Genomic DNA, 12,689 nt, shown 5'->3' on the forward strand with positions numbered 1-12,689 from the left:
CGAGGAGAGCCATGACCGAACCTGTCGCAAAGCCCGTCATCACGCAGCCCAACATCACGCAGCCCATCATCACCCAGGCGATGATCGATGCCTTTGACGAATACACGCATCTGACGCTCGACCGACGGCGCTTCATGGAGCAACTGACCCGGCTCGCCGGGTCAGGTGCCGCGGCCGCGGCGATCGCGCCGATGCTGGCGGCGAACTCGGCCAAGGCGGCGATCGTCGCCGAGGACGATCCGAGGGTGAAGGGCGAGGACATCACCTATCCCGGCAGCAGCGGTGAGATGAAGGCCTATCTGGTCAAGCCGGCCGATCAATCCAGCAAGGCGGGAACTGTCATCGTCATCCATGAGAACCGGGGGCTCAACCCGCATATTCGCGACGTTGCCCGGCGCGTGGCGCTGGAAGGTTTCGTGGCGCTGGCGCCGGACTTCCTGTCGCCACTCGGCGGCACGCCCGCCGACGAGGACAAGGCGCGCGACATGTTCAACGAGCTCGATGCTGCCCAAGTCGCGGCCGACGGCGTGGCGACGGTCGCCTATCTCAAGGGCTTCAAGGACGGCAACGGCAAGGTCGGCGCGGTCGGCTTCTGCTGGGGCGGCGGCACGGTGAATATGCTCGCCGTCAATGCGCCGGACCTCAACGCCGGCGTCGCCTATTACGGCATGCAGCCGAAGGCGGAGGACGTGCCGAAGATCAAGGCGGCGCTGCTGCTGCATTATGCCGGGCTCGACGAGCGCATCGACGCCGGCATCGATGCCTACAAGAAGGCGCTCGATGCCGCGCATGTCGAGTACACCGTCTATGTCTATGACGGCGTCAACCACGCTTTCAACAACGACACTTCGGCCGCGCGCTACGACAAGAAGGCGGCCGATCTGGCGTGGGGGAGGACGATCGCGTTTCTGAAACAGAAGCTGGCCTGACCCGAATCTCGACACACCTCACCGGTGCTGTCGGCGGATCATTCCCGCGCCGGCTTATGCATGGCGACGCCAGCCACAACCAGCGCGATGCCGAGGCAATCGGTCAGGCTCGGAACCTGCCTGAGCACGATGACGCCGATCAGCGTTGCGGTCAGCGGCAGGAGCGACAGCATCAAGGCGAAGCTCGCGCGCGGTAGCCGCGCCATGGCGAGCTGGTCGCAGATATAGGGGATGACCGAGGAGCAGACGCCGACGCCGATGGCGGCGAGCAGCAGTTGCGGCGCCGAGAATGCCGGCAACGCCTCGCTGAAGCCGATGGGCAGCACGACCAGGAAGGCGATCGCCATCGCGGTGCCGAGGCCCGCAATGCCGATGCCGGTCTGGGCGATGCGGTGGCCCAGCACGATGTAGCCAACGAACAGCGCGCCGTTGAGAAAGGCCCAGAACAGGCCGACAGGATCGCTGGACCATTTGATATCGATCAGCAGCAAGGTGCCGGCGATGGCGATGGCGAGCGCCGCGACATTGCGCCGGCTTAGCAAGCCGACGAGCGCCACGCCGATCGTGCCGACGAATTCGATCGCTGCCACCAGCGAGATCGGCAGGCGGTCGAGAGCCAGATAGAAGGCGCAGTTCATCACCGCCAGGCAGGCGCCGAAGGCCAACAGCAGCAGCCGTGTTGAGCGGTCGGCGCGCGCGAAAACCGTCCATGGCTTGGTGAGCGGCGCGAAGACGAGCGCGGCCGCGGCGATGCGCAGCCAGGCCATGCCGAGCACGCCGACCTGCGCGAACAAAAGCACGGCGAAGGCCGGCCCGAGATAGTGGAAGATGGCGCTGACGCAAAACCAGACATGCGGCGGCAGCGCATCGGCCAGGCCGGCGAGGGCAGGACGCGCGGCGCCGGTGTCGCCAGCGGCCCGATGTATCGCACGAACTTGCGCTTCAGAATTCATGCGCTCATTATCGCAGGCGAACTCCGCGGCTTATATGGGTGATGAACGGGTTTGACCGCCGCTAACGTTCAGAAGAAAGTGGATTTTGTTGAAACGCCTTCGAAATGAAAATGTCGACCTGGATGCGGCGGACCTGAAGATACTACGGCTTCTGGAAAAAGATGCCCGCACCAGCACAGCTGAGTTGGCGCGTGCCGTCGGGCTGTCGGCGCCGAGCGTTGCCGAACGCATCCGCAAGCTGCAGGAGAATGGCGTGATCGAGGCCTATACGGTGAGGATCAATCCGGCGGCGCTCGGCATGAAGCTGTCGGCATGGCTCAGGATCAGGCCTGTGCCCGGGCAGCTCGCCGTCGTGGCCGAGATCATCCGCGAGCTGCCGGAAATCGCGCAATGCGACCGGGTGACCGGCGAGGATTGCTTCATTGCGCTGGCGCATGTCGGCTCGGTCGCCGAACTGGAGCGGGTGATCGACAAGATCATTCCCTATGCGATGACCAACACCGCCATCATCCAGTCGTCGCCGGTCGAGCCGCGCTCGCCACTTGGCGGTTTAAGGGAGCGCTGAGGGTTGAGAGCGGGTTATTTTCTCGCAATTCCGGACGGAAAACCGCTGCGCACTTTTCCTGGAATTGTTTAGGCGTGACCGCGCCTCATGCGCGCCTGCTTGAGGATCGCGCGCCAGCGGATCATGTCGAAGGGGATGGGCTCATTGTTGTTGGCGATGTGAAAAATCTCGTTGTTGACGTTCTTCAACGATCGCCAGAAATCATAATCGGTGATGCGCGGATCGGCCGCCAACCGCTCCACTTCCACCTTGATATCGGTCTTCATGCACTATCCTCGCACCGCATTCCGCCTGCCACCCGCGCAACCCGGCACGGCGGTTTTCGAACGTCCCACTGAGTCGTTCAACGGACTCAAGCGACTTGTTCACGTTAAAACCTTGGTAAGGTTAACGCGGGCGGAGGGGTTTTCAAGCGCTCTTGCGTTTGATGCCGATCGAACGGCCGGCACGCTCGGGCATCGGCAGCGCGGCATGGGCGGCGCGCATGGCCTCGACCTGCGCCATCACATCGGCCGGGAAGGGGGCGACCTTCGGTCCGGCCATATCGACATGCAGCGCAAGCTGCTCCGACGTCGCGGCCAGCCAGCCGTCGACGTGACGGATTTCCTGATAGACCCTCAGCCGCTTCTCGTCATGATCGATGAGCTGGAACGAGACCTTCACCTTGTGGTCGAGGTGCAGTTCCTGCACATAGCAGACATGGACCTCGGCCGTGTAGATGGTCAGGCGGCGCTCCTTGGCATAGTTCGGCCCCATGCCCATCAGCTCGAACGCCTCGTCCGAGCAGCGATCGAACAGCACGTTGTAATAGGCCATGTTGAGATGGCCGTTATAGTCGATCCAGTCCTTCTCGATCGCCATCGGCTTGGAAATGATTGGCGCGGGCATCGTCATCTGGTTTTCCTTGATCGTCGCTGGACAGGGCGTGGCTGGTGAGGTTCTCTTTGTTCCGGCGCAATTCCGGACGGAAAACCGCTTCACACTTTTCCTGGAATTGCTTTAGGCATCATCCATAGCTGCATAGCAAGAGTGGCCGCTGGTCCATTCGCGGAGGAATTCATGGCTTTGAGCGACCTCAACCCCGTCGAGCGCAACGAGGAAGGCATCGCCGCGGTGCTCGGCATCCTCAAGCAGCAGTTCGGCGAGCGTTTTCAGACCGGCGAGGCGATCCGCGGCCAGCACGCGCACACCACCACCTATATCCCGACCCAGGCGCCGGACGGCGTCGTCTTTGTTGAGAGCACAGCCGAGGTGCAGGAGATCGTGCGCACCTGCGCCGCGCACCGCGTCCCGGTCATCGCCTTTGGCGTCGGCTCCTCGCTCGAGGGGCACACCAATGCGCCTGGCGGCGGCATCTCGATCGACACTTCGCGGATGAACCGCATCCTTTCGGTCAATCCGCAGGACCTCGACTGCACGGTTGAGCCCGGCGTCACCCGCGAGGACCTCAACCGGCATTTGCGCGACACCGGCCTGTTCTTCCCGATCGATCCCGGCGCCAATGCCTCGCTCGGCGGCATGGCAGCGACGCGCGCCTCCGGCACCAACGCCGTGCGCTACGGCACCATGCGCGAGAACGTGCTGTCGCTGACCGCGGTCATGGCCGACGGCGAGGCGGTGACGACCGGCAAGCGGGCGAAGAAAAGCTCGGCCGGCTACGACCTGACCCGGCTGCTGGTCGGCTCGGAAGGCACGCTCGGCATCATCACTTCGCTGACGCTCAGGCTGCAGGGCATTCCGCAGGCGATCTCGGGCGGCGTGTGCCCTTTCCCGACTCTTGAAGCAGCTTGCAACACCGTGATCGCGACCATCCAGATGGGCATTCCGGTGGCGCGGATCGAACTGGTCAACGCGCTGCAGATGCGGGCGATGAAGAATTATTCCAAGCTCGACTATCCTGAGAGCCCATGCCTGTTCGTCGAATTCCACGGCAGCGATGCCGGCGTCGCCGAGCAGGCCGAGACTTTCGGCATGATCGCCGAGGAGAATGGCGGCGGGCCGTTCCTGTGGACCAGCGTCGCCGAAGAGCGCACGAAGCTTTGGAAGGCGCGGCACGACGCCTACTGGTCGTCGCTGACGCTGCGCCCCGGCGCCAAAGGCCTGTCCACCGATGTCTGCGTGCCGATCTCGCGGCTTGCCGAATGCGTCACCGAAACCGAAGCCGACATCGCCGAAATGGGCCTGATCGCGCCGATCGTCGGCCATGCCGGCGACGGCAATTTCCATGTGCTGGTGCTGATGGACGTCGACAACCCAAAAGAGATCGCGCTCGCGGAAAAATTCGTCGGCAGGCTCAACATGCGAGCGATCGCCATGGAAGGCACCTGCACCGGCGAGCACGGCATCGGCCAGGGCAAGGTCGGCTTCCTGCGCCACGAGCTCGGCCACGGCGTCGACGTCATGCGCACCATCAAGCAGGCGCTCGATCCGCTGAACATCATGAACCCCGGCAAGATCTTGCCGGGTGCAGGATAGGCTGGTCGCCAGACGCTATTCCCGCATCCCCTCGGCAAGCTTTTGCAGCGTTGGCCGTGTCGGCGCGAAGAAGGTCGTGCCGGTATGCGGCGTGGAGAAGTCGAGCAACCGGTCGTAGGCGCCCGGCGGCTCGCCGACATACATGCGCTGCAGCATTTTTTCGATCACCCACAGATAGCGGGTGTAGCCGATGAAGTGGTTCCGAATTCCTTCTGCCCCGGCCGGCCGAAAGGCATGTTGTCGCGCAGTATGTCGTATTCGTTGCCTGCGTCGTCCTCGATGGTCGCCAGCGACTTGTGCGACTTGCGCGGCCTGTCGTCATCATCGATCTCGATGTTGTCGATCTTGGTGCGGCCAATGATTTCTTCCTGGACGTGCGTCGGCGTTTCCGCCCAGGCACCAAGATCGTGCAGGTATTTCTGGACGACGACATAGCTGCCGCCGGCAAAGTCGGCATCCTCGTCGCCGACAAGGGCTGAGGCTGGCAGGTCGAGACCGGTGGGGTTGGCTGTGCCATCGACAAAGCCGAGCAGATCGCGCGCGTCGAAATAGCGAAAGCCGGTGACCTCGTCGGCGACGGTGACGCTGCCGCCCAGGCTGTCCAGCAGGATGCGCTCGAACTCGAAGCACATGTCGGAGCGTTCGGCGCGGACGTGGAAGAGGAGGTCGCCAGGCGTCGACGGCGCCGAATGGACCGGTCCCTTGACCGGCGCAAAGGCCTTCAGCTCGCGCGGCCGCCGGTCCGAGGAAAGGCGCGCCCAGAGATCGGCGCCGATGCCGGCGATGCATGACAACCGGCCGGACAGGTCGCGGAAGCCGACATTCTTGACGACATCGTCAAGCCCGCCAAGCACCGAGGCCACCTTCGAGAGGGCCGCGCGATCGCTGCCGACCGTCACGACCAGGAAAACCGCGGCGAGCGATAGCGGGGCATCGACGCTCTGCGCATCGATCGGCACCCTGTCCCAGTTATTGCCTGACATCGGGAATGCTCCGCGTTTGACGATTTGGTTAAGATGACCGCGGCCGGGCGTGGCCGCTTGCGGCAGGTGCGTTCCAAAAGGATATCGCGACCGCGAGCGGTTCCGCAACAACGGCCGTTACCCCGGATCGGCGGGCGAATCGGGCCGAATTGCCTCTTTATCGACACGCGGATGCGGGTAGAGTGCGGCTGACTTTCAATCCGGGGAGAAAATGCTCGCACGCCTGTTCGTGATCTTCGGTGGGCTGTTCGTGCTGGTGCTGTGCGCGGCGCTGGTGGTGCCGTATTTCATCGACTGGACCGGGTACCGCGCCGATTTCGAGCGCGAGGCGAGCACCATCCTCGGCCGCAAGGTGACGGTGAAAGGCGATGCGACCGCGCGGCTTTTGCCGTTCCCCTCGGTGACCTTCTCCAATGTCGAGGTCGCCGGCGGCCCTGGCGGCCAGCCGGCGATGACGATGGAGACCTTCTCCATGGATGCGGAGCTTGCGCCTTTCCTGCGCGGCGAGCTGCTGATCTTCGACATGCGGCTGGTGCATCCGAAGGCGACGATCGACGTCGCCGGCGACGGCACGGTCGACTGGGCCATCCGGCCGTCGACACCCTTCGATGCGGGCCAGATCGCGATCGAGAAGCTGACGGTTACAGAAGGCCAGATCGAACTGCGCCATGCGGCCGGCGGGCGCAGCCATTTTATCTCCGAGATCAACTCGACCGTTTCGGCCAAGTCGCTTGCCGGCCCATGGCGGATGGACGGCACGCTGCGCTTCGACGGCCTGCGTACGGACGTCTCTGCCTCCACCGGCAGGGTGGAAGCCGACGGCCGGATGCGGCTCAGGGTGAAGGCCGATCCGGATGCCTATCCGCTCATCATCGAGACCGACGGCAATGCCGGCATCATCAAGGGCGCGGCGGTCTATTCCGGTCAGTTCAAGGTCTCTGGAGCGGACAGGAACTCGGCCGAATTGCGCGGCACCGACGGCGAACCTGTAAAGGTCAGCACCGGCAAGCCGGACCCTGGCTTCCGCCTCAACGGCAAGTTCGCGCTCGACCACCAGGAACTCGGCGTCGACGAATTCCGCTTCGAGACCGGGCCGCTCGACAATCCCTACACCGCCGACGGCAAGGCTTCGGTCGATCTCGGCCTCAAGCCGCATTTTTCGATCGAAGCGAGTGGTGCGCAGGTGCAGTTCGACGAGGCGGTGGGCGCATCCGCCGGAGCCGGGCTGACGCTCGATCAGCGCATTGCGGCTTTCGAGCAGACGCTTCAGCACATGCCGAAGCCGACGATACCGGGCACGGTCGAGGTCAGGCTGCCGGCGGTGGTGGCGGGCGACACGACGGTGCGTGACGTGCGGCTGTCGGCGGAGCCGGTCGAAGGCGGCTGGTCGGTGAAGTCGCTTGCCGCGACGCTGCCGGGCCGGGCAACGCTCGAGGCCGACGGCATGCTGAGCGTCGAGGACCATTTCGGCTTCACGGGCTCGCTGCTGCTTGCCGTCGGACAGCCCTCCGGTTTCGCCGCCTGGCTGTCGAAGGATGTCGACGACGCGATCCGCCGCCTGCCGGCGGCGGGCTTCAAGGCCAAGGTCGATCTCAGCGAGAACCGGCAGTCCTTCAGCGATCTCGAACTCATCCTCGGCAAGGCGAAGTTCTCGGGCAGCATCGATTCCAGCCAGCCCGACGGCGCCAGGCCCTCGGTGCTGATGCGATTGGAAGGCGGCGAGCTCGATGTCGACGGGTTGGCGGCCTTCGCCTCGATCTTCGTCAGCGACAAGGGCGCCAACCGTTTCTCGGATCGCGACCTCGATTTCCAGATCAAGGCGGGCCCGGTCAGCGCCGGCGGGCTGACCGCCGACACGGTGGATACGGCGTTGCGGCTGCGTGAGGGCCTGCTCGAAATCGACCGGCTCTCGGTCGGCGGGCTTGCCGGCGCCTCGATCAGCGCCACTGGGCGCATCAAGGACTTTCCGGAAAGCCCGACGGGCAAGCTCGACGCATCCGTCGTGGCCGTGGATCTCAAGCCGCTCGTCGATGTCGCGGCTCAGCATTATCCGGACAATCAGGTTCTGAAGGGCCTGGCCACCCGTGCGGCCGCCTATCCCGAATTGTTCCAGGACGCCCGTGTCGACCTTGTGACAAGTGCTGCCGACAATGGCGACGGCACCACGGGGCTCGCGCTCTCCGCGCAAGGCAAGGCCGGCGGCTCCGCTTTTTCGGCCTCGCTCTCGGGCAAGGGCACGGCGGATCGGCTTCTGGAGGCGCCGGTAGCGCTGACCTTCAACGCTCGCAACGAAAACGCCGCCACGCTGCTTGCGCTTTATGGGCTGCCGGCGCTGCCGCTCGGCATGCTCGGACAGGCGACCACCGACCTCTCGGCGAAGGGCTCGCTGGGCGGCGGTCTGGCGACCAGCTTCAATCTCACGGCCGACGATTTCCGGGCGAGCTTCGACGGGACCGTCGCCGAGACGCAGCAAGGCGCCACCGCCAAGGGCAAGATCAATCTCGACGCTGCTGATATCGAGCCGTGGCTGATGACGACCGGTGTCGGGCTGCCGGGCATGGGCACCGGCACGTCGGCATCGCTTGCCGCCGATGCCGATTTCGGCAATGGGCTCCTGGTGTTGAGCGGGCTGAGCGGCGCCATCAACAAGGCGGCGGTGTCGGGCGACGTCAATGTCGACATGAAGGACGGGCTGCCGCATCTTGCCGGCGCGCTGGCGCTCGACGAGCTCGACCTCGATCCGCTGGCGGTGTCGCTGTTCGGTGACCAGTCCTTCGCTTCCGCCAAGCGCGGCTGGCCGACGACGCCATTCAGCCAGAAGTCGACCCTGCCGTTCAGCGCCGATCTCGACCTCAACACGGAAGCCCTTGCCGCCGGACCGTTCGCCACCGCCCATGACGCGGCGCTGACGCTGAAGCTCGACCGGGAAGGCATCCATGTCTCGGACCTCAAGGCCAAGCTCCATGGCGGGGCGCTGACCGGCCTGTTCGAACTCAAGAACACAGACGGCACCGGCTTGTTTTCGGGTCAGTTGAAGCTGGCCGGCAGCGATCTTTCCGCAGTGCTGCCGGACGCCGGTATCAGCGGCAGCGGCGACATTTCGGCGGCGCTGTCGACCAGCGGCAAGTCCGTCGATGCCATGGTTGCCGCCCTGTCCGGGTCCGGCACGGCGGCGCTCAAGGGGCTGACCGTCGGCGGCATCAATCCCGATGCCTTTGCCGCCATCATCGCCAAGGCCGATGCGATCGGGCGCGACATCGATGCCGCCAAGACCGCCGGTTTCGCACCGCAGATCGCCGGTGACGGCAGTTTCACGGCAGGAGACGCCGACATCGCCTTCACCGTTGCCAACGGCACGCTGCGGGCGCCGCCGATCAGCCTCGACAATCCGGCGGCGACGCTGTCGGCGGACGTCACCGCCGACCTCGATGCGAGCACGGTGACCGCCAAGGGTGCTATCACCTATCGTCCCGGCGACGAGGCGCTGGTCGGCTCCGAGCCGGCGGTGAATTTCAGCCTTGCCGGCCCGCTCGGGGCAACGGCGCCCCAGTTCGACAGCGCGCCGCTGGCGCAGTTCCTGACCCAGCGCGCGCTGGAGAAGGAGCAGCAGCGGGTCGAGGCGATGCAGGCGGAACTGCTCGAGAAGCAGAGGCTGCGGCGCGAGGTGCGCTACTACGCGGCGCTGCAGACCGAGCGCGAGCGCGTGGCCGAGGAACTGCGCCGGCAAGAGGAAGAGGCGCGGCAGAAGGCCGAGGCTGAGGCCAGGGCGAAAGCCGAGGCGGAGGCGCAAGCGAAGGCAGAGGCGGAGGCACAAGCCAAGGCAGAGGCGGAGGCCAAGGCAGAAGCGGAAGCGGCGGCACAAGCCAAAGCGGAAGAGGAGGCGAAAGCCAAGGCGGAAGAAGAGGCAAGAGCAAAAGCAGAAGCCGATGCCAAGGTTCAGGCCGAGGCCGAGGCGCGCGCCAAGGCGGAAGCTGATGCGAAGGCCCAGGCCGAGGCCGACGCGAAGGCCAGGGCCGAACAGCAGGCAGCCGATGAAGCGGCAAAGGCCCAGGCCGAGGCCGATCGCAAGAAGGCGGAGCAGGCAAGGCTGGAAGCCGATCGCAGGAAGGCCGAGCAGGCGAGACTGGAAGCCGATCGCAGGAAGGCCGAGCAGGCGAGACTGGAAGCCGAGCGCAAGGCGGCCGAGCAGGCACCAAAGGTCGACCGGTCGCTTCCCGGCGTCAATGACAGTTCCGCTCCGGAGCTGCCGAAACCCAAGGCGAACCCCTTCACAATCGAGAATCTGCTGAAATCGCTGGACGGCGGTTGAGGCTCATCCACCGAAGCCGTGGGCCTGGGCATCGACCGGGCTGCCTTGTCTTTCAGGACGGCTCCTGACGAAAGAGCAGGCGCTTGAGCATGGGCTCGATGCGCGAAAGCTCGTCGAGATGGGCGGCCGACAATTCGGCCAGGCGGTCATCGGCGAGTGCGTGCTCAGCTTCGGCGCCAAGCGCAAGGCGCAGCAGAGCGTCACAGCCGGTTCAGCCTTTGATGGAGGCTGGTAGTGTCTCAGTTTGAATTTTGCTGCGATCGAACGTGTCTCAGCAGCGAAGTGATATAAGGCTCAATCTCAAGCCGATGTGCGGTGGAGAGGACGCTTGTCCAAGTGTCTTGCGGCTCACAGCCAGAAGCAATCAAGCTTGGCGCATTGTGGAGCGCGTCAGCAAGCATTCGAGCTTTATCGAGATTATCGGTCGCACGAATTTCGATGAGAACAATATGCAGAATTCGCGGGATGGTGTCGTTGGTGATTGGCTGGGGATCAGTCAATTAGGCAACTTTCTTTTTGCACTGGTCAGGCTTGCCCGCCTTCACTGACTAGCGGATGGCCGTGTCGCTCGAACTATTTTCTTTACGCAATTCCGGACGGAAAACCGCTACGCGTTTTTGGTGGAATTGCTCCGGGGACCTTTCAAGGCGCCTTGCCGCCACGCTTTGCCCAGGCCAGCACGTAGAGCCTCAGCGCGGAGGAGAGGTTGGCGTCGCGTGTTCGCGTCTCGTCGATCTCGGCGACAAGGGCCGCCAGCGAGATCGAGCGCTGCGCCGCGATCGTGACGAGGTCATCGTAGAAAGGTTGCTCCAGGGAAAAGCTGGTGCGGTGGCCGCGGATCGTCACCGAGCGCTTTTCGACTGCGGCCATCGGAGGCGCTCAGCGTCCGTCCGGATCGCCGAGCTTTTCGCGGCGATGGCCGTCCATGAATTTTTCCGCCCTGTCGGACGACAGCCTGTCACGCTCCCGCTCGGCCTTGGAGCGGCCGTGCAATGCTCGGTTCTCGCCGGCCAGGCGTTCCTTCTCGATGCGCGCTTTCTGCTTGCGGGCCTGGCGGAGATTGACGACCTCGCCCATTTCCCGGTTCACTTCTTGCGGAAGGCGTCGAGCGAGACCACGTCGGCGCTCTTGCTGCCAGTGTCGGCGACAGCCGGCTTCTTCTCGGCCTCGGCAGCCTTCTTCTTCGATTCCGGCTTCTTCTCGGATACGACGGCAACCGGCTCCGAGGCCGGCGCGGCATCGTCGTCTTCCACACTGCCTTCGGCCTTGACGTCGAACTCGAGCTCGAAATTCACCGAAGGGTCGTAGAAACCGCGCACGGCGGAGAAGGGGATCTCGAGCTTTTCAGGCACGTCAGAGAAGGACAAGCCCACCTCGAAACCGGTGTCGGTCACCTTCAGGTCCCAGTACTGGAACTGGATGACGATGGTCATCTGCTCCGGATAGCGCTCGCGCAGCCGCGAGGAAATGCGCACGCCCGGCGCGCCGGTCAGGAAGGTGATGAAGAAATGATGGTTGCCAGGAAGGCCGGTGCGCGCGACTTCGGCCAGGACCTTGCGCATGACGCCGCGCAATGCCTCCTGGGCCAGAATGTCGTAGCGGATGTGGTCGTCGGCCATGTGACGGTCGGGTTCCGTTGAATCGTCCGCATAGCTGTAATCAAGCTTGAGCGCGGCGTAAACCGCATATAGGCGCCGAAAGCTAAGGCCAAGAGGGGGCGGCGGCGATTTGATCGCTCAGGCGTGGGCGAGGGCGGCCTGCCGGGCGGCTGGCGCTTTCCGCCGGCCGAAGGCGGCCAGGAAGGTGCGCACGCCATTGGTCGCGGACCGCAATACCTCTTCCTCTGTCGGCATGCCGCCGAGCATGAAGGTAGTCTGCAATTCGGCGTTGACGAGCGCGAGGAACTGGCGCGCCGCCACGTCCGGATCGTCGATCGACAAGTGCCCGGCATAGGCAAGCCGCGCGAAGCGGGCGGCAAGCGCCGACCAGGTGCGACCCGGTCCCTGTTCGCGCCACTCGGCAAAAAGCTCCGGATAGCGTTCGCCCTCGGCCTGGATCAGCTTGCGCAGGAACCGGCCGTCGCGGTTGCAGATGCAGTTGCGGTTCATGCGCACCGCAAACGCGACAAGGTCGGATTCGAGATCAGTGGGCCGGTCGGGGAAGGTGGCAATGGTGGCAAAGATGCCGGCATTGCAGCGCTCCGTCAGGTCGCGCACGACGGCCATGAAGAGCTTTTCCTTGTCGCCATGGTGATTGTAGACGGTCTGGCGCGAAACGCCGGCCTCGGCCGCGATCAGGTCGATATTGGCGCCGGCATAACCTTCCCTGCAGAAAACCGAAGCGGCGGCATCGACCACCGATATGCGCTTGGCCTCATGGCTGCGTGGCGGGAAAGTGTCAGGAGAAACGCCGAGCTTCATAAAAAATCTATATAGCGGTGATTGACGAATTGGACAAGTCTGTCTAAATTTGTGG

At 64.4% G+C, this 12,689-nt stretch carries 12 protein-coding genes and 2 pseudogenes; 5 read left to right on the forward strand and 9 right to left on the reverse strand.

Annotated features, from left to right (window positions below; all coding sequences use genetic code 11):
• Nucleotides 1–53: 53 nt before the first annotated feature.
• Nucleotides 54–929, forward strand: a complete 876-nt coding sequence (locus tag RFN30_RS14425; RefSeq protein WP_320262820.1) for a dienelactone hydrolase family protein — start codon at nt 54–56, stop codon at nt 927–929.
• A 38-nt stretch (nt 930–967) separates the two neighbouring features.
• Here RFN30_RS14425 and RFN30_RS14430 read toward each other — a convergent pair whose 3' ends face one another.
• The gene (locus RFN30_RS14430) at nt 968–1,882 is read right to left on the reverse strand and encodes an EamA family transporter (protein WP_320262753.1); all 915 of its coding nucleotides are present in this window, start codon (nt 1,880–1,882) and stop codon (nt 968–970) included.
• An 88-nt stretch (nt 1,883–1,970) separates the two neighbouring features.
• On the opposite strand from RFN30_RS14430, the gene RFN30_RS14435 reads away from it, so the two are divergent.
• On the forward strand, nt 1,971–2,447 hold the full coding sequence (locus RFN30_RS14435; protein WP_320262754.1) for an Lrp/AsnC family transcriptional regulator: 477 nt from the start codon (nt 1,971–1,973) through the stop codon (nt 2,445–2,447).
• A gap of 68 nt (nt 2,448–2,515) precedes the next feature.
• On the opposite strand, the gene RFN30_RS14440 is transcribed toward RFN30_RS14435, so the two are convergent.
• Nucleotides 2,516–2,713: a hypothetical protein gene (locus RFN30_RS14440; RefSeq protein ID WP_140674600.1), complete on the reverse strand. Its 198-nt coding sequence runs from the start codon at nt 2,711–2,713 to the stop codon at nt 2,516–2,518.
• A gap of 142 nt (nt 2,714–2,855) precedes the next feature.
• The gene (locus tag RFN30_RS14445) at nt 2,856–3,341 is read right to left on the reverse strand and encodes a thioesterase family protein (protein ID WP_320262755.1); all 486 of its coding nucleotides are present in this window, start codon (nt 3,339–3,341) and stop codon (nt 2,856–2,858) included.
• Nucleotides 3,342–3,506: 165 nt separating this feature from the next.
• On the opposite strand from RFN30_RS14445, the gene RFN30_RS14450 reads away from it, so the two are divergent.
• The gene (locus RFN30_RS14450; RefSeq protein WP_320262756.1) at nt 3,507–4,922 is read left to right on the forward strand and encodes an FAD-binding oxidoreductase; all 1,416 of its coding nucleotides are present in this window, start codon (nt 3,507–3,509) and stop codon (nt 4,920–4,922) included.
• A 15-nt stretch (nt 4,923–4,937) separates the two neighbouring features.
• Here the strand turns inward: RFN30_RS14450 and RFN30_RS14455 are convergent.
• Nucleotides 4,938–5,905: pseudogene (locus RFN30_RS14455) on the reverse strand (Dyp-type peroxidase).
• A 211-nt stretch (nt 5,906–6,116) separates the two neighbouring features.
• Between RFN30_RS14455 and RFN30_RS14460 the strand changes: the two are divergent.
• Nucleotides 6,117–10,214, forward strand: coding sequence for an AsmA family protein (locus RFN30_RS14460; RefSeq protein WP_320262757.1), 4,098 nt, complete (start codon nt 6,117–6,119; stop codon nt 10,212–10,214).
• Nucleotides 10,215–10,266: 52 nt separating this feature from the next.
• Here RFN30_RS14460 and RFN30_RS32395 read toward each other — a convergent pair.
• Nucleotides 10,267–10,368 (reverse strand): annotated as a pseudogene (locus RFN30_RS32395) (MarR family transcriptional regulator); the annotation flags it as partial.
• A gap of 187 nt (nt 10,369–10,555) precedes the next feature.
• On the opposite strand from RFN30_RS32395, the gene RFN30_RS14465 reads away from it, so the two are divergent.
• Nucleotides 10,556–10,762 carry a hypothetical protein gene (locus RFN30_RS14465; RefSeq protein WP_320262758.1) on the forward strand — a complete coding sequence of 69 codons (207 nt, stop codon included), beginning with the start codon at nt 10,556–10,558 and terminating at the stop codon, nt 10,760–10,762.
• Nucleotides 10,763–10,856: 94 nt separating this feature from the next.
• On the opposite strand, the gene RFN30_RS14470 is transcribed toward RFN30_RS14465, so the two are convergent.
• The 4 genes from RFN30_RS14470 to RFN30_RS14485 form a co-directional block, all read right to left on the reverse strand.
• Nucleotides 10,857–11,084 carry a ribbon-helix-helix domain-containing protein gene (locus RFN30_RS14470; RefSeq protein WP_292112422.1) on the reverse strand — a complete coding sequence of 76 codons (228 nt, stop codon included), beginning with the start codon at nt 11,082–11,084 and terminating at the stop codon, nt 10,857–10,859.
• Between the two features lie 9 nt (nt 11,085–11,093).
• Nucleotides 11,094–11,291: a DUF4169 family protein gene (locus tag RFN30_RS14475; RefSeq protein WP_320262759.1), complete on the reverse strand. Its 198-nt coding sequence runs from the start codon at nt 11,289–11,291 to the stop codon at nt 11,094–11,096.
• Between the two features lie 8 nt (nt 11,292–11,299).
• A complete protein-coding gene (locus tag RFN30_RS14480; RefSeq protein WP_320262760.1) occupies nt 11,300–11,833 on the reverse strand; it encodes an SspB family protein in 534 nt (177 codons plus the stop codon).
• A gap of 117 nt (nt 11,834–11,950) precedes the next feature.
• The gene (locus RFN30_RS14485) at nt 11,951–12,634 is read right to left on the reverse strand and encodes a TetR/AcrR family transcriptional regulator (protein WP_320262761.1); all 684 of its coding nucleotides are present in this window, start codon (nt 12,632–12,634) and stop codon (nt 11,951–11,953) included.
• Between the last annotated feature and the right edge of the window lie 55 nt (nt 12,635–12,689).

Origin of the sequence: Mesorhizobium dulcispinae (assembly GCF_033977345.1) — a bacterium.
GTDB lineage: Bacteria > Pseudomonadota > Alphaproteobacteria > Rhizobiales > Rhizobiaceae > Mesorhizobium > Mesorhizobium dulcispinae.